Origin of the sequence: Candidatus Dechloromonas phosphoritropha (assembly GCA_016722705.1) — a bacterium.
GTDB classification, from domain to species: Bacteria; Pseudomonadota; Gammaproteobacteria; order Burkholderiales; family Rhodocyclaceae; genus Azonexus; species Azonexus phosphoritrophus.
Map to the genome: position 1 here is coordinate 1143002 of JADKGN010000004.1, position 16048 is coordinate 1159049.

Sequence of the window (16048 nt, forward strand, 5' to 3'; positions counted from 1 at the left end):
CCGGCCTTCGCCGGAATGACAACTCTGGAATAAATCAGCGTTTCCTTAAGTCAGTCGGGCAGACCTGGAAAAGGGCCGAAAGCCCCTTTTATTTCTCTGGGTTGTTACAGGGGTGCGGTCGACGGTTGAGTGCGCGCCCGTAGCGCCTCATACAACTGCGCCGGCCCCAAAAGGGTGTCCTTCAAACCGTCCTGAATCTTCTGCGAATTCAGCGCCTGGCTGCTCATCGTCGTATGGGCATCCAGGGCATCCATGATGGCGTGCAAGATGGCTTGTGACAGGTCAGGTGAATTGGCGAACTGTTCCTTCGAGTTGTTGGCCGCCTGCTGGACAAGGGTATCGTTCTCCAGCAGCTTGCCCTTGATGACACCATTCACATAGACCAATTGGTCGTTGTCGGACAGCTCACCCTCGAACAGCCCATTCACCTTCTCGATGATTTCGGCGAGCAGGGCCTTTTCCTTTTCCTGGACCGAGCCGCTGCCGGTATCCGTCATCGGTTCCAGCTTTGGCGTCTCCCCATCCTTCAGGTTCAGCGCCTGTTGCCCCTTGTCGCGCAGCGTATGGTGGGTCAGCACGACCTTGGACAGGTCGACGGCTTCGCGTTCACGGCCAAATTCGAGCAGCGGTATCAGCCGCTTGTAGAAGATGAAGCGCTTCTCGATGTCGGTATTGCCGTAGTCGAATATCTGCGACAGGAAGGCATACAGGCGGTTGAAGGCGCCCATGTCACCCTTGAACAGGACCAGCACCGCCATCGCATCCTTGGCGGCCTGGCTGGCGTTCTCGTCCTTGTTGGCGTCGGCAATTGCCTTGTCGTTCTGCGCAGCCTTGTAGCGTTTCAGCAGGCGGTCGGCAACCGGGGCCAATGCCTGACTCAGTTGGGCCTGGGTACCCTTGGGGTCCATTTCGACTTGAGCGACACGGTCGACCTCGAACGTGTCGTAAAAACCACTGGCATCAAGCTTGGCCCGCAGGTCAAAGACCAGATGCGGGTCGGTGGTCGCTTCCAGTTGCGCCGTTTCGTAGTAGGTCTTGAAGGCGGCCAGCACGTCCTCGGCCTCGTTCACGAAGTCGAGGATGTAAGTCGTGTCCTTGCCGGGATAGGCACGGTTGAGGCGGGATAACGTCTGCACCGCCTGAACACCGCCCAGACGCTTGTCGACATACATGCCGCACAGCAGCGGCTGGTCGAACCCGGTCTGGAACTTGTTGGCCACCAGCAGCAGGTGATAATCCGGTGCCTTGAAGGATTCGCGGATATCGCCCTTGAGTCCGGGGTTGAGCAGCTTGCTGTGCTCGCTGACCGGCTCCGTGTAGCTCTCGGGGTCAGTGATTTCACCCGAGAAGGCGACCAGCACGCCGAGCTTGTAGTTCTGCTTCTGGATGTAGCCGGCAATCGCCTTCTGCCAGCGCACCGCTTCCTTGCGGCTGCTGACGACAATCATCGCCTTGGCCTTGCCATTCAGTAGTGGCTGCACGTTCTCGCGGAAGTGCTCGACGACCGTCTGTACCTTCTGGCTGATGTTGTAGGGGTGCAGGCGAACCCATTGCATGATGCCCTTGAGTGCTTCGCTCTTGGTAACCTGGGTTTCGTCGAATTCCTGGCCGTTGTTGGCCAGTTTGAAGGCGAGCTTGTAGGTCGTGTAGTTCTTCAGCACGTCGAGAATGAATTCCTCTTCGATGGCCTGGCGCATCGAATAGACGTGGAAGGCCTGCGGCAGGCCGTCGGCATCCTTGCGGCCGAACAGTTCCAGCGTCTTCTGCTTGGGTGTCGCGGTGAAGGCGATGTAGGTCAGGTTCTTGTCCTGTGCCGCCTTGGCCGACATTTGCAAGGCAAGCAGGGTTTCGGTGTCGATTTCACCGCCGTCCTGCAATTCGGCCATTTCTTCGGCGGAGAGCAACTGCTTGAGCTTGGCGGCCGCCTCGCCGGTTTGCGAGCTATGGGCTTCATCGGCGATAACGGCAAAGCGCTTGCCTTCGGTGGCCGACAGTTCCTGCACCGCCTTCAGGGCAAAGGGGAAGGTCTGGATGGTGCAGACGATGATTTTCTTGCCGTCCTTCAAGGCCAGCGACAACTGGCTGCTTTTGCTGCCATTTTCATCGTTGACCGTAGCAACCACCCCTTTTGTCCGCTGGAAGTCGAAAATCGCTTCCTGCAACTGGGCATCCAGCACATTGCGGTCGGAGACCACCAGCACGCTGTCGAATAGCTTCTGGTTCCCGGCGTCGTGCAGGTCGGCCAGGAAGTGGGCAGTCCAGGCAATCGAGTTGGTCTTGCCGGAGCCTGCCGAATGCTGAATCAGGTAACGCTGGCCGGTACCGTTCTCCAACACGTCGGCGACCAGTTTACGGGTGGCGTCGAGCTGGTGGTAACGGGGGAAGATGACGCTGGTCAGTTGCTTCTTGTCGTTGCGCTGGCCGATGAGGTAGCGGCCGAGGATTTCCAGCCAGCTATCGCGCAGCCAGACTTCTTCCCACAGGTAGTAGGTAGCAAAACCGAATGGGTTGGGCGCATTGCCGGCGCCACCGGCGTTGCCCCGGTTGAAGGGCAGGAAGCGTGTCGCCGTACCGGCCAGCCGCGTGCTCATCATCACTTCGGACTGGCTGACGGCAAAGTGCACCAGCGCCCCGCCCGGGAAAGAGAGCAGCGGTTCGGCCAGCCCGCCCTTGAGGGCCGGGTTACGGTCGAAGCGGTACTGGTCAACGGCATCGCCGACGCTCTGGGTGAAGTCGGACTTCAGTTCGGCGGTGGCGACTGGAATGCCATTGACGAACAGCGACAGGTCGAGGGCGTCCTTGGCATTGTTCAGGGAATGATGCACCTGACGCACGACACGCAGGCGGTTGGCGGCATAAGCCTGCTGAATGGCCGGGTTGATGCCGAGCGCTGGTTTGAACTGCACCAGCGACAGCGGCTTCTTGAGGCCGACCATTTCGACGCCCCGGCGCAGCACTTCCAGCGTGCCTTGCTCATTGAGGCATTTGCGCACCCGCTCGGCGAGAACCTTGGGCAGGCTGGCGCCGTGGGTCTTGGACAGTGCCTGCCAGCTTTCCGGCTGGCTGGTTTCAATCCAGGCCAGCAGGTCGGGCGGGAACAGGGCGTTGTGCTTGTCGTAATGGGCGGCATCGCCTTCGGCGTAGAGCCAGCCATTCTGACTGAGGTGGTTGCAGATGGCGGCTTCGAAATGGTGTTCCTGGTGCAGGTTATACATCAGGCAGCCTCGGCTTCGGCAAGGTGGCGAACGTCGATTTTGCCGGTGACGGCGGCGGAAATCAGGGCGGAGCGGCGTTCTTTGAGCAGGGCGATAAGCTTTTCCTGCTCGGCAATCAGCCCGTCAATCTTCGCCGTTTCGCGGTCGAGGAAGGTGGCGATGGCGGTTTGTTCGGCAACAGGAGGAACAAGAGTTGGAAGCCGCTTGATGTCAGCAAATTTCATGGACTGCCGTAAGCCGCCGCCCATCGAATAAAACACTTTTGTGACATCGTAAGCGCGCAGCAAATAGCTTAAATAATGGGCCTGTATGCCTGTTGGTTTTGCTGCAAGGTAGGCTGACGTGATGATGCCAAGTTCTTTGACAATGGCCGTTCGCAAGCTGCGCTTATCGTTTTGGAGGTCCGTAAGCCGGAAAACGATGTCAGCGGGTCTGACGATTTGATAGGTTTCAAACGACTCAGGCAGAAGGGATTGAGTCCCTAAACTGCTGTAAATCGGGTGGCAGGTAGCCACCGCTTCGATTCGGTAAACTGACGTTGCGAGACGATCGATAACCGAAGGAGAGAAGCGATGACTGGGTATGAGGTTAGCGTAGGAACGGACTTGCTGCCAGGGCTTTTAAACGGGCAGGACGGGCTGGCGAAACTGGTGGAAGCGGTGCTCAATCAAGTACTGGAGGCGCAGGTGACGGAAACGCTGGGGGCGACGCGGCACGAGCGCACGGACGAACGGGCCGGCTATCGCAACGGCTACCGGCCACGCACCCTTTACACGCGGGTTGGGCCGGTGACGCTGCTGGTGCCGCAGACGCGGGACGGCAGCTTTTCGACGGACATCTTCAAGCGCTACCAGCGGAGCGAGCAGGCCTTCGTTCTGGCGCTCATGGAAATGGTCGTGCACGGTGTCTCGACGCGCAAGGTCTCGGCGATCACCGAAGAGCTGTGCGGCGCCAGCTTCTCCAAATCGATGGTGAGCGCACTGTGCGCCGGACTGGAACCGCGGGTCAGCGCGTTCAACGAACGGCGGCTGGACGGCGAGTATCCCTTCGTGCTGGTCGATGCCCTGTTCATCAAGAGTCGGCAAGAAGATCGTGTGGTTTCGCGTGCCGTGCTGACCGTCTCAGGCATCCGCTCCGATGGCTTCCGGGAGATTCTGGGCGTGCGGATCGGCGACACCGAGAGCTTCGCCACCTGGGACGAGACCTTCCGCTGGCTCAGAGGGCGCGGCCTCAAGGGCACGCAGTTCATCATCTCGGACGACCACGGCGGCCTGCGTGAAGCGGCAGCGCGGCACTTTCAGGGGGCCAGCTGGCAACGCTGTCAGGTGCATCTGATGCGCAACATTCTGGGCCAATGCAACACCCGCCACCGCGCCGAGGTGGCAGCTGCCGTCAAGCTCGTGCTGCAGGCGCCCGATTTGGTCGAGGCCAAGCGCCGCCTGGCGGAATTCACCGAGCGCTTCGCCAAGAGCGCCCCCAAAGCGGTGGCCTGCCTCGAAGCAGGATTCGAGGATGCCATGGCGGTAATGGTCTTGCCCGAGAAGTATCGCAAGCGGCTACGCACAACGAACATGCAGGAGCGGCTCAACGAGGAAATTCGCCGGCGGGAGCGCGTGATCCGCATCTTCCCCAACGACGAGTCCGCCTTGCGCCTGATCGGCGCTCTGCTGGCCGAACAGAACGAGGCTTGGCAGGAACGGAAGTACCTCGACATGGATGAATTCAAGGAGTGGGCGGCTTCCCGCGCCGCAGCTAGCGAGGGCAACAACGTTGTTGCCCTCGCTAGCTGAAAACCATTCGTCATTCATCGGATCGAAGAGTATTTACAGCAGATTTTGGACTTGACTGCAGAAGGCCATCGTTGGATTCGATGTTTTTGCGAACAATGCGCCCGTAACTTAACGAAAGCAGGTTGTCCTCAAGCATTCCGGTGTTGGATTCATTCCGCTCCGATGCAATGCCAAGAAAGGGCTGGACAGCCCAATGCTCCGGCACCTCGCCCAGCCATTCAATCCCACTTTCCTTGTACTCTGCATACCTCGGCAAGCTCATGCGCCGTCCTCCCGGTCGACCGCATTCAACTGATAAAACTCATGCAGTTTGGCCTGCAATAGTTGCTTGTCCGGTAACTGGGTCTGGTATTCGGCAATCAGCGCCGGCGACAGGCTGCGGCTGAGTGCGTATTCGACGACTTCATCATCCTTGCTGGCGCAGAGCAGGACGCCGATGGCCGGGTTTTCGTGGGGCTTTTTCACGTCGCGGTCGAGCCCTTCGAGGTAGAAGCCGAGCTTGCCCAAATATTCCGGTTCAAAGCGGCCGACCTTGAGTTCGATGGCGACCAGGCAGTTGAGGCCACGATGGAAGAACAGCAGGTCGAGGGCGAAGTCGCGCTTGCCGACTTGCAGCGGGTATTCGGAGCCAACGAAACAGAAGTCCCGCCCGAGTTCGATGAGGAAGTCCTTGAGCCGATGCAGCAGACTGCGATGCAGGTCGCTTTCGGCATGGCCGGCTGGCAGGTCGAGGAATTCGACCAGATAGCTGTCCTTGAAGACGCCGAGCGCATCGGGGTGGGTTTGTCTCAGCACTGCCGAGACTTTTGCCGGGCTGAGGACGCTTTGCTCAAACAGTGCACCCTTGAACTGTCGTTCCAGTTCGCGGCTGCTCCATTGCTCGCGGATGGCGGTGCGCAGGTAAAACTCGCGCTCTTCCGGGCGCTTGCTCTGGCTGAGGATGATGAGGTTGTGCGTCCAGGGCAATTGTCTCAGCAGTGCCGAGACTTTTTCATCATCCCGGTAAGCCTCGTAAAACTGGCGCATGCGGAACAGGTTGGGGCGGGTAACGCCGCGTAGGCCGGGTTGCGTGCGGGCCAGGTGCGCTGCCAGTTGATTGACGACGCCATCGCCCCATTCGGCCGCGGCAATCTTGTGGCTGATGATTTCACCCACCTGCCAGTACAAGTCGATAAGCGTGGTATTGACCGCCTGCACTGCTCGCTGTTTGGCGGTGGCAATGAGGCTGACGATTTCATTGAAGTCGGTGGGTGGCACAGGCAGCGAGTTCATTCGGCCAGCCCTTCCAGCATGCGCATGATGTTGGCTGTCACACCTTTCAGTTCTTCATCAATCTCATGCAAGCTGCGCGGTGGCTCGAAGACGTAGAAATGCCGGTTGAATGGAATTTCATAGCCGACCCTGGATTTCTCGTGGTCTATCCAGGCATCCGGGGCGTGTGGCAATACTTCGCGCTTGAAGTAGGCGGCGATGTCATCGGCCAGCGGCACGTTTTCGGTATCACGCAGGGCGCTGTCGGCTTGCGGTTTGCCCTTCTGCTTGCCCTTTTCGCCGACGACGACATCGCCTGCGGCATCGCGTAGCGGGCGCTCGACGGTGAGGGTGGTGTAGCCGAATTCCTCATTCTTGAAAATGCGCGAAATCGGCACCACCTTGACCTTGCCGCCTGCGGGCGCCGTGGGATGGACTGCTGCGGTCAACAGCAATTTTCGGCCGATTTCCTTGCCGGTGGCATCCACTACCGTGGCCAGCTCGGCCTCTGCGAAGTCACCGAACAGGCGGGTGATGTCGGCGATGTGTTCCTCCGACAATTCCTTGCGCTTGCTGCCCAGACTTTTGCGCATTTTCTGCCAGAAGCTGCTGGCGTCAATGAGCTGAACCCAGCCCTTGCGGTCTTCCGGCTTCTTGTTGGAGAGTATCCAGACGTAGGTGCTGATGCCGGTGTTGTAGAACATGTCGGTCGGCAGGCCAATGATGGCTTCGACCAGGTCGTTTTCCAGCACATAGCGGCGGATTTCGCTTTCCCCGCTGCCAGCGCCACCGGTGAACAGCGGCGAACCGTTGAGGACGATGCCGATACGGCTGCCGCCATCGACGGCCGGGCGCATCTTGCTGATGAGATGCAGCAGGAAGAGCATGGAACCATCGGAAACCCGGGGCAGGCCAGGCCCGAAGCGACCATCGAAGCCCTTGTCGGCAGCTTCCTTGCGCACTTCCTTCTCGACCTTCTTCCATTCGACACCGAATGGCGGATTGGACAGCATGTAGTCGAACTTGCGCTGGCCGTGGCCGTCTTCGGAGAGCGTGTTGCCAACCACGATGTTGCCGACGTCCTGGCCCTTGATGAGCATGTCAGCTTTGCAGATGGCGTAGGACTCGTCGTTTAGTTCCTGGCCGAACATGGTCAGGCGGGCTGCCGGGTTGTGTTCGAGCAGATGTTCGCCAGCTACCGACAACATGCCGCCGGTGCCGGCAGTCGGGTCATAGATGGTGCGCACGACGGCATTGCCGGGGGTCAGCACGTCGTCGTCCTCGATGAACAGCAGATTGACCATCAGACGGATGAATTCACGCGGGGTGAAATGCTCTCCAGCGGTTTCATTCGAGATTTCGGCGAACTTGCGAATCAGTTCCTCGAAGACCAGCCCCATCCGGGTGTTGTCGACGGTGCTCGGATGCAGGTCGATATTGGCGAACTTCTCGGTGACCAGATAGAGCAGGCCTGCCTTGGCCAGGCGTTCGACCTGGGTGTAGAAGTCGAAGCGTTCGAAGATATCACGGGCAGCAGGCGAGAAGCCCTGGATGTAGGCGTAGAGATTTTCCCGGATGTGGTCCTGGTCGCCGAGCAGCTTGATCAGGTCAAGCGGCGAGGTGTTGTAGAAGCTCTGGCTCGCTTTACGCAGCAGGAAGGGGTCGGGGTTGAGGCCGGCAGCGGTCTTGGCCGCGAACTCGGCGAGGACAGCCGCTTTGCTGCTCTCCAGGACGCAATCCAGGCGGCGCAGGATAGTGAACGGCAGGATAACCTTGCCGTACTCGGATTGCTTGTAGTCGCCGCGCAGCAGGTCGGCGACCGACCAGATGAAAGAGGAGAGGGCTTGGTGGTTCATGTCGTTTTTCTGTTCTCTGTCATGGTTATACAGCCACTGAAAACCATTGTCCGGTATCCGGGGCTCCGGCTCGGGACTTATACCCCGTTTCCATTCCGGGGCTTGCCAAGCCTGGGCGGAAAGTACCGCCAGGCCAGTACGACCAGCAATCCGAATAGCGTGTACATGCTGGTAAACACCCAGGGCGGCGCTTCGTGGAAGAGCACGCGCTGCACCCAGTATTCGACAAATGTCCGCCTGTAGGCCGCCGCCCCCGCTTGCATGCGCAGCCACGACTCGAGGGTGGTCAGCGGGCAGGTGAGACCGAACCATGACTCGCCGACGACAAACGCGATTGCCACGAGATGTGCAAGGCGGAGCCAGAGCCCATTCACCCAACGCCAGGAGAGAATGTTCCCGACGATGACGAACGCGAGGCCTGCGACGACGAACACAACGATGCCGAAGTGCGCAATCAGCACGGCATCCGCAAGAAGCTGGTGGGGCGGCATCTCAGTCAGCCTGCGCGGCACCCTGAGCGAGCCGTTCCAGGATGATCTCGCCGACATGCCTGCTCGAAGGCAGAAGCGTATGAACGCAGTCGACCAGAACCTGATCAGGGATCCATTCGGCGCTCGCTTCCGAGACCGACACCACGCCATCGTTCGCTTCCCCGGCGAATACCTTGGCCGGCCAGGGTGGACCGCGCCGGCCGACAATGGCGGTTGTCGGCACCACCATCGGGCCAATTTCCTCCATTCTGGCGGTCGACCCGAGTAACTGGCCGCAATCGCCGGCAAGCCCGCGGTAGACGGGATTGCTACCAAGCTTTTGTGCGATACGCGATGGCTGCACGGGAGAACCCAGCAGAAACAGGTGCCGGGGCCGCCGGACCGCCTGTGGCAGGGAACTCAAGGCTGCCCTGAGCAGGACACCGCCGAGCGAATGCCCGACGACTACATAACTCCCCTTTTCCGCCAGTTCCGAGATTCGGGCGACAAGCCGCTCCGTGATTTCAGGAAAGACTTCCAGCGCCACCGAGTACCCGAAGGTGCTGGTCAGCAAACCTCCGCGCCTGAGTTGCAGGAGCAGCGGCAGCCCCGACAGCGGCGAGCGCCCCATTCCGTGAACGAACAACGCCTGCATGACCTCCTCCCGTGGCCTGACGGCACCGCAGGAGAAGGTGCCTCATGCGGCATCGTGCCGTTAACCATTCGGAACAACAAGGTTCAATCAGAAATCGACATCGGGAAGCGCCCTTGGCCCGCCAGGAAAATGCAAGACGGCGCCGACAATCGACAAGCAGTCACTGCATCGAATGCAGGCCGATCATGTTGCCTTCGGTGTCGCTGACCAGCGCGATGAACCCGTACTGGCCGATGGACATTTTTTCCTTCTGGACCTTGCCGCCGGACTCGGCCGCCTTCGCAGCCTCGACCGCACAGTCCGCGCAACTGAAGTAGATCAGGATGTTATTGCCGCCCATGGGAAAGCCGGGCATCCTGACCAACGCACCGGATGCGCCAGGCTTTTCCGGCAGCATGGGGAATGCCCACATCTCAATTCCCGGACTCTCGAGTTCGGCAAGCTCAACGCCGAAAACCGCCTCGTAGAATGCCTTGGCGCGCGCCATGTCGGCGACGTAGATTTCAAACCAGCCAACAGGATTGTTCATGCCATTCCTTTCGTCATCGCAGCGATTGAACCCTGGCCTGGAGCCAGGAGGATCACAAGTCCGCGTATTCCAGGATTTCCTGGCCCATCAACAGGCACTCGCCCGACATTCGCGCATAGATGAAGCGCATCCGGTACTGTCCCTTGTAAATGTGGCCCCACACCTGCAGCACATCGAGTAGTTGTTTCCTGTTTGCCGGATTGCGGATCGGAGCCAGTTCCATAACGGATTTGTCCACTTCGATGCGGTCATCCGGCCCAAAGTGGAACGCGAGCAGCTTTGCGGCCTGTTCCGTGGCGGCGCTGGCACATCGATGTGGCGGCGCGGCATGCGCCAGACTGCCCAGCAACATCAGGGCCACGCATGCCGCGCATGCCGTAATCTTCAAAGCCAATCCCGACATCACTATCTTCCCGATCGACATGAACGATCCATCACCCACCAACCTCGCCCACCCGTCAAGATTACGACAGACGGAGCTACAGCCATACGGCCTTGGTACGCCTCGCCCACTCCATCCGCTCGGCAAGGCCGATCAGTCCGCCGTTGATGGCGCGTGTGATTCTTCTTATGTCATCCTGGTCGGCCAGGACATTGCACCCCTTTGCAGCCCACTCGGCTGCCGCAATCGCCAGGCACCATTCCGCGCCGATGACCTCGTCGGGCGCGGCTACCAAGTCAGGGGCGGCGGGGTTGTCCTTGCGCAGGATGGCAGTCGCCTCCTGGTAGCTTGCCTTGCCGGTGAGTTGCATCAGGCCACGTCCGCGATACGTGTAGCCATCATTGGGGGCCGTATTGCCCATGCGTCCGCCATAGACCTCATTGGCGAGCTTCTGCGGGTTACCGGCATAAATAGAAGGATCAAGAGGGCCACTAGGCTTGAAGCGCGATGGCCAGACTTTCGGCAGACGCCCTGCGCTGTAGTTGAGGTTCTCGAACTGGATGGCGAGTCCGCCCGACTCGTGCAGTATCTGGGCCATGAAATGGGCCACGCGCAGCGGCGTTTGCGAAATCCCATAGCGATCGAAAACGGACTGGCCGTTCTGGAAGGCGTCGCGATAGCTCGATCGTGCATTGGGCGAGAGATGCAGAACCTGGACAAGGGTAACAGGGATGGTCATGGCTATTGCTCCTCACGAAATGAATGTCTGGTCGTACGCGCTGTATGGATAACGGAAAACCGCTGGCAACCGTCGCAATCGTAACCGAGTTTCCGGGCCTGATCATGTACACGAAAGATGAAGCCCGTGCGCGTTGTCACCGTCACGCTCGATCTGACGCAGAATATATTCTCATTACCTGGAGTTGACCAGATCGGCGGGGTTGCCGTCCTCAAGCCGGAGTTGGTATCAGCGCGCCCGCGCCGGAGTTCGTCGCCGGGTTCGCGCCTCTCCGTTCAGGATTCGTCGGCAAACCGCACCCAGATCTTCTTCTTTGCACCGGGCTTGAGATTGACCCAGAAGTGATAGACCATGGGCATGCTGTTGCCGTAGATCTCGACCTTGTACTTTCCCGGCGTGACCCTGTACGCGGTCAATGCCGGTGAGGCCCCCGACCTTCCGGCCGTCGATGAAAGCGATAGCAGCCTCGTCGGGCGGCGTGATCTGGAACAGCAGCGTCGCCGACGCCCCGCCGGTCAGCGGCGCCGCAGCATCTGTTGATGCGGATTTCGGCTGCCCTCGCCCCCATGCGCCTCATTGGCGCCCCGGATCCGGCGTGTTTGCCCTTGGCGGCGGACGGCACGGAAGGCTGCCGCGTTCCCGGAACTTCCGCAAGGGACGCGGCTCGAGGCGCGGGAGGTATCCCTGGGTGGGTGAGAGCGAAGATCCCGAGCGCGCCGAGCAAGGCAGCAGCGGAAGCCACGCCGACAAGCCTGGCGCACCAGCGGCCCGCAGGCGGCGCCGCAGCGGGCGCGGTTGTTCTCCAGTATTTCCAAAAGCGAGTCCAGAGACAATTATTGACCAGTGCTCCCGACGAATAACCATTGAGGAATCCTTTCGTGATCTCAAGAACGAGCGGCTTGGTCTTGGCTTTAGCGCTTCGCGATCACGCTCGGGCAAACGACTTGAGATTCTGCTGGTGATCCTAAAATCCTCAGTTAGCCGGGAGCGCCTTCCACTGGCAACCTGTGCGCAACACATAAACAATCGCCTCGAAGACCAGTCTGGGTTCTTTGGGCTTGCGCCCACCGCCAGCCTTACGGGCGTAGCTCCGATCCGCCAGTCGCTGGCGGATCGGCATCAGTGGCTCAACACGTTTCCAGAATTCGTCGGTCACTTCCCATGATTTGGCTCTTGACATCATCGCTCCGCACGCGATCCCCGCGCATGGGATGTGATTAAACACTATTTGCGGATAGGCTCTAAGTTTTCGACTTTAATTGTCAAGAACAGACGCCAGCGCCTCCGTCATTCCGAGCGAGGAAGCTTGGCGCCTGCGCAGATCGCCTCGCGCGCCAGCGCCGCCACCTGGCGGCGATTCTCGCCGTGCACACCCAGCGCCGGGCAGGCTACAACACGGGCGACCAGGCTCTTGCGCCCGATAATTGCGCCCAGGCATTGCGCCAGCGAGATGTCACCCACGTAGCCCGGGGCAAGACTGCGGCTTCCGTCCGCCTCCCAGTACGAAATCGCCACCGGCAGAACCGGCCGGCTGGCGGCGAGCGCGGGCTGGATCAACGCGGCATGAAAATGGAGCAGATGGGTGCCGTCGGTCGTCGTTCCCTCGGGAAAAACAGCGACGTAATTGCCGTTGGCCAGGATGTCGGCTACCTGCTGGTTGATGATGCGGGCGTGTCCGCGGCTACCGCGACGCAGGAACACGGTTTCGCTACGCGCCGCTAGCAGGCCGACCAACGGCCAGTGGCGAACCTCTTCCTTCGAAACGAAGGCCGCCGGCAGAACCGCATTGATGATGAAGATATCGATCCACGAGATATGGTTGGCGACGATGAGAGCGCCTGGAACGGCTTCGGTCAGATCCGGATCGAGCCTGACACCAAGCGAATTGACGACACGGCGGGCGGCGCCGGCTTTCAGGCGCTGGCGGGTAGCGTTGCGGCAGATCGGAAAAAGACAAAGAGCGACAACGAAGGCCCAGATCATCGCCAGCGCAAGACGAAACAGCCGGAAGGCGCGTAGCAGGGGGGGGGCTTCGCTCAATCTGGCGGCACTGGAAGATGTCTGGTGTCTCAGCCTGGCCGTCCCGCCTCAGGGATGACAGCCAGGAAGGGCTTGCCCAGCCTGCCGCCAAAGGCCGCGAAACAAGCTTTGAGCAATCGCGTTACCCTCATGCTGCCGGAGGATGATAGCAATTTCCTGTACCTGATTACCAGGGTGACATACCGAATGCCCGCTGGTGGCGTTCGCCGATCTCCTCGCGGCTGGGCTGGTGGTTCTGACCACCGCGATAGGCGATCTTGATCGCTCCCATCACGGCAGCCAGTCGGCCGGTACTCACCCAGTCGAAACCGTTGGCGATGCCGTAGAGCAGACCGGCGCGATAGGCATCGCCGCAACCGGTCGGATCGACGATCCGGTCGGCCTCGACACAGGGAATCTCATAGCGCTGGCCGCCGGCAAGGATTTCGGAACCCTCGCCACCGCGCGTGACGATCAGGGCATCGACTTCCCCGGCCAGTTGCTCCAGGCTGTGCCCGGTGCGATCGCTCAGCAGCTTCGCCTCATAATCGTTGAAGCAGGCGTAATTCGCCAGCCGCATGAAATCTAGAAGTTCGTCGCCGCTGAACATCGGTATCCCTTGTCCCGGATCGAAGACGAACGGCACGCCCGCCGCCGCAAAGTCGCGGGCGTGTTGCGTCATTCCTTCGCGCCCGTCCGGTGCGACGATCCCGAGGCGCGCCGTATGTGCGGAGGCGACCTTGTTCAGGTGCGAGAAGCTCATGGCCCCCGGGTGGAAAGCCGTGATCTGGTTGTCGTCGAGATCGGTCGTGATGAATGCCTGGGCAGTGAAGCTGCCGGGAAAATGGCGCACATGCGTCCGCGGGAGGGCGAGACGATCCAGCCGTTCGAGGTAGGCCCCGGCATCATCACCGACCGTCGCCATGATCAGCGGCTCGCCGCCAAGCAGCATCAGGTTGTAGGCGATATTGCCGGCGCAGCCGCCGTATTCGCGGCGCATCTCGGGAACCATGAAGGAGACGTTCAGGATGTGGATCTGCTCGGGCAGGATGTGGTTCTTGAAGCGGTCGGGAAAGACCATGATGTTGTCAAAGGCGAGGGAACCGCAGATCAGGGTGGTCATGGCAGGGCTCGGGGGTAGAAGATATAAAGCTTGTAGCCGGCGGCGCCCAGCCCCTTGGCGTCGATCCAGAGACGAACGGGAACTTCCGCGTCGGCGGGGAAGGAGGTCAGATCTTTGCCGGGCGCCAGATAGTCGGCGGCAGACAGGACGCGCCGCGCGACTACCACATCGCTCGCATCGGTCAGTGTCAGCTCGAGCGCCGGCCAGGCTTGGGCATAGGCAGCCTGATTGCGCAGCGTCGCCTGCAGGACGAACAGCCCGCGAACGTTGTCCGACTGCAGATCGGAAGCTTCGATGCTGACCAGTTCACTGCGGGTCGGGAGCGGCACGGCAATCCCCAGCGCTGCGAACAATTCCCCAGCGACGGGAACATGCCGCACCAGATCGCTGCGGTAGTAATAGGCAAGCTGGAACGCCAGAGCGGCAAGCAGCAGCAGCAGGGCAACAACGAACGGCCAGGTAGCGCGCGGGTGCACAGCAGCACCATCGAGTGCGCCGGCCGTCCAGCGATTGTAGGCGGGCGCTTCAGCCAGCTCACCAGCGGCGACCGGGCCGGCCCCGCGCGCGGCCCGAGTGGCTTCCTCGATGGTCTCCGCACGAACCCCTTCCGCTTCCTGTTCCGCCTCTGTCGCGGTCGACCCGGGAATCGCGGCAATTTCCGCAGCGCTGTCCAGATCGCGGTCAGCCGCTTCCGGATCCGGCTCAACGCAGACGTCGGATGCGGTCTCTTCGGCCGCAACCTCGGCGCCCGCCGGTTCCGCATGGCCGTCGTCGTCCTCTGACGCAGCGGTTTCCTCCATTAACCCCTTTGCCGGATCTGCTGCGCTGTCGGCTTCGGCTTCGGCTCCGATCTCAGGCTGGACTTCGCCTGCGACCGGCTCAGGGAGCGTAGCGGGCTCGCTGGCGAGCGCGGTCACCGCTTTTGGCTCGGGGCCAGGTCCTCGCGCGTCCATGACGTCGGCCGCCGCCACGACAGCAGGCGGTGTCTTCGGCGGGTCGTCGATCAACTCCTGGAAAGCGTTGAAGATGCACTGGCAAAAGCCGCATTTGACCTTCCCGGCCTTGGCCCGCAACTGATCGGAAGTGACCCGGAAGACTGTGTTGCAGGTGGGGCAACGAGTACGCATCAGGACTTGGTACCGGTCAGGCATACCCAGTCTTCGCGAAAATCGGCAATCCGCATCGGTAGCCACTGCCCGTAAATCGCCATGATTTCGTCCGCCTGCTCGCGCAGGATGCCGGACAGAGCCAGGCGACCACCTCCGCGGACATGGGCGCAGATGGCCGGGGCTAGGACGCGTAATGGATTAGACAAGATATTGGCCACGACGAGATCATACGCGCCGGCAACCGGCTGCGCCGAGTCGTGAAACGTCGCGTTCACGCCGTTTCGTTGCGCATTGGCCCGGGCCGCTTCAACCGCCAGCGGGTCGATGTCGACACCAACCACGCTGGCAGCCCCGAGACGGGCCGCCGCAATCGCCAGAATGCCTGAGCCGCATCCATAATCGAGAACCGAACAGCCGGCGTGAACATTGCGTTCGAGCCATTCGAGACAAAGACGGGTGGTCGGATGCGATCCGGTGCCGAAGGCCATTCCGGGGTCGAGAACCAGGTTGACCGCGGCTGGGTCCGGCGCCGCGTGCCAGGAGGGAACGATCCACAAGCGCTCCGACACGCGGATGGGATCGAACTGCGACTGGGTCAGCCGGACCCAGTTCTGCTCGGCGACTTCCTCGACGGTCCATGCCGGCACCGTAGTCAGACCAGCAGTGGCGCTCGCTCGTGCCAGCAGGGCGCCGACATCGACATCGGGTTCGAGCAGGGCAATGACACGGGAACGGTTCCAGCCAGACGCGACGATCGAACCCGGCTCGCCGAACTGTGGTTGTTCGTCCGGTGTTCCGGCGTCGGCATCCTCGACGCTGGCAGAGAGCGCCCCGACATCCAGAAGGGCATCACACACCGGTTCGGCATGTGATGCATCGGTCAGGAAACTGACGCTCTGCCAGGCCATCG

Annotated in this window: 17 protein-coding genes; 1 reads left to right on the plus strand and 16 read right to left on the minus strand. The window is 60.9% G+C overall.

Going from position 1 to position 16048, the window contains the following annotated elements; translation table 11 throughout:
- Window positions 1–104: 104 nt before the first annotated feature.
- Window positions 105–3215: a type I restriction endonuclease subunit R gene (locus IPP03_11260; protein ID MBL0353197.1), complete on the minus strand. Its 3111-nt coding sequence runs from the start codon at window positions 3213–3215 to the stop codon at window positions 105–107.
- Window positions 3215–3730 carry a hypothetical protein gene (locus tag IPP03_11265; GenBank protein MBL0353198.1) on the minus strand — a complete coding sequence of 172 codons (516 nt, stop codon included), beginning with the start codon at window positions 3728–3730 and terminating at the stop codon, window positions 3215–3217. The genes IPP03_11260 and IPP03_11265 overlap by 1 nt, the downstream gene beginning before the upstream one ends.
- Window positions 3731–3787: 57 nt before the next feature.
- Here IPP03_11265 and IPP03_11270 point away from each other — a divergent pair, with 57 nt between their 5' ends.
- Window positions 3788–5005, plus strand: coding sequence for an IS256 family transposase (locus IPP03_11270; protein MBL0353199.1), 1218 nt, complete (start codon window positions 3788–3790; stop codon window positions 5003–5005).
- Window positions 5006–5015: 10 nt separating this feature from the next.
- Here IPP03_11270 and IPP03_11275 read toward each other — a convergent pair whose 3' ends face one another.
- The 14 genes from IPP03_11275 to prmA form a co-directional block, all read right to left on the minus strand.
- Complete coding sequence (locus IPP03_11275; GenBank protein ID MBL0353200.1) at window positions 5016–5267, minus strand: hypothetical protein; 252 nt, start codon at window positions 5265–5267, stop codon at window positions 5016–5018.
- Window positions 5264–6277, minus strand: coding sequence for a DUF1016 family protein (locus IPP03_11280; GenBank protein ID MBL0353201.1), 1014 nt, complete (start codon window positions 6275–6277; stop codon window positions 5264–5266). The genes IPP03_11275 and IPP03_11280 overlap by 4 nt, the downstream gene beginning before the upstream one ends.
- Window positions 6274–8112: an SAM-dependent DNA methyltransferase gene (locus tag IPP03_11285; GenBank protein MBL0353202.1), complete on the minus strand. Its 1839-nt coding sequence runs from the start codon at window positions 8110–8112 to the stop codon at window positions 6274–6276. Before IPP03_11285 ends, IPP03_11280 begins: the two co-directional genes overlap by 4 nt.
- Before the next feature lie 77 nt (window positions 8113–8189).
- Window positions 8190–8603, minus strand: coding sequence for a DUF2784 domain-containing protein (locus IPP03_11290; GenBank protein MBL0353203.1), 414 nt, complete (start codon window positions 8601–8603; stop codon window positions 8190–8192).
- 1 nt (window position 8604) lies between these two features.
- On the minus strand, window positions 8605–9237 hold the full coding sequence (locus IPP03_11295) for an alpha/beta hydrolase (GenBank protein MBL0353204.1): 633 nt from the start codon (window positions 9235–9237) through the stop codon (window positions 8605–8607).
- Between the two features lie 160 nt (window positions 9238–9397).
- Entirely contained in the window at window positions 9398–9766 is a 369-nt protein-coding gene (locus IPP03_11300) for a VOC family protein (protein MBL0353205.1), read from the minus strand.
- Between the two features lie 52 nt (window positions 9767–9818).
- A complete protein-coding gene (locus IPP03_11305; protein MBL0353206.1) occupies window positions 9819–10118 on the minus strand; it encodes a hypothetical protein in 300 nt (99 codons plus the stop codon).
- 127 nt (window positions 10119–10245) lie between these two features.
- Window positions 10246–10887: a glycoside hydrolase family 19 protein gene (locus IPP03_11310; protein MBL0353207.1), complete on the minus strand. Its 642-nt coding sequence runs from the start codon at window positions 10885–10887 to the stop codon at window positions 10246–10248.
- 275 nt (window positions 10888–11162) lie between these two features.
- Entirely contained in the window at window positions 11163–11303 is a 141-nt protein-coding gene (locus tag IPP03_11315) for a hypothetical protein (GenBank protein ID MBL0353208.1), read from the minus strand.
- 557 nt (window positions 11304–11860) lie between these two features.
- Window positions 11861–12043: a transposase gene (locus IPP03_11320; GenBank protein MBL0353209.1), complete on the minus strand. Its 183-nt coding sequence runs from the start codon at window positions 12041–12043 to the stop codon at window positions 11861–11863.
- Window positions 12044–12174: 131 nt separating this feature from the next.
- Window positions 12175–12870, minus strand: coding sequence for a 1-acyl-sn-glycerol-3-phosphate acyltransferase (locus IPP03_11325; GenBank protein MBL0353210.1), 696 nt, complete (start codon window positions 12868–12870; stop codon window positions 12175–12177).
- Window positions 12871–13093: 223 nt separating this feature from the next.
- Window positions 13094–14029, minus strand: a complete 936-nt coding sequence (locus tag IPP03_11330; protein MBL0353211.1) for a carbohydrate kinase family protein — start codon at window positions 14027–14029, stop codon at window positions 13094–13096.
- Window positions 14026–15156, minus strand: a complete 1131-nt coding sequence (locus IPP03_11335; GenBank protein ID MBL0353212.1) for a zinc-ribbon domain-containing protein — start codon at window positions 15154–15156, stop codon at window positions 14026–14028. Before IPP03_11335 ends, IPP03_11330 begins: the two co-directional genes overlap by 4 nt.
- Window positions 15156–16046, minus strand: coding sequence for a 50S ribosomal protein L11 methyltransferase (gene prmA, locus IPP03_11340; protein ID MBL0353213.1), 891 nt, complete (start codon window positions 16044–16046; stop codon window positions 15156–15158). The genes IPP03_11335 and prmA overlap by 1 nt, the downstream gene beginning before the upstream one ends.
- Between the last annotated feature and the right edge of the window lie 2 nt (window positions 16047–16048).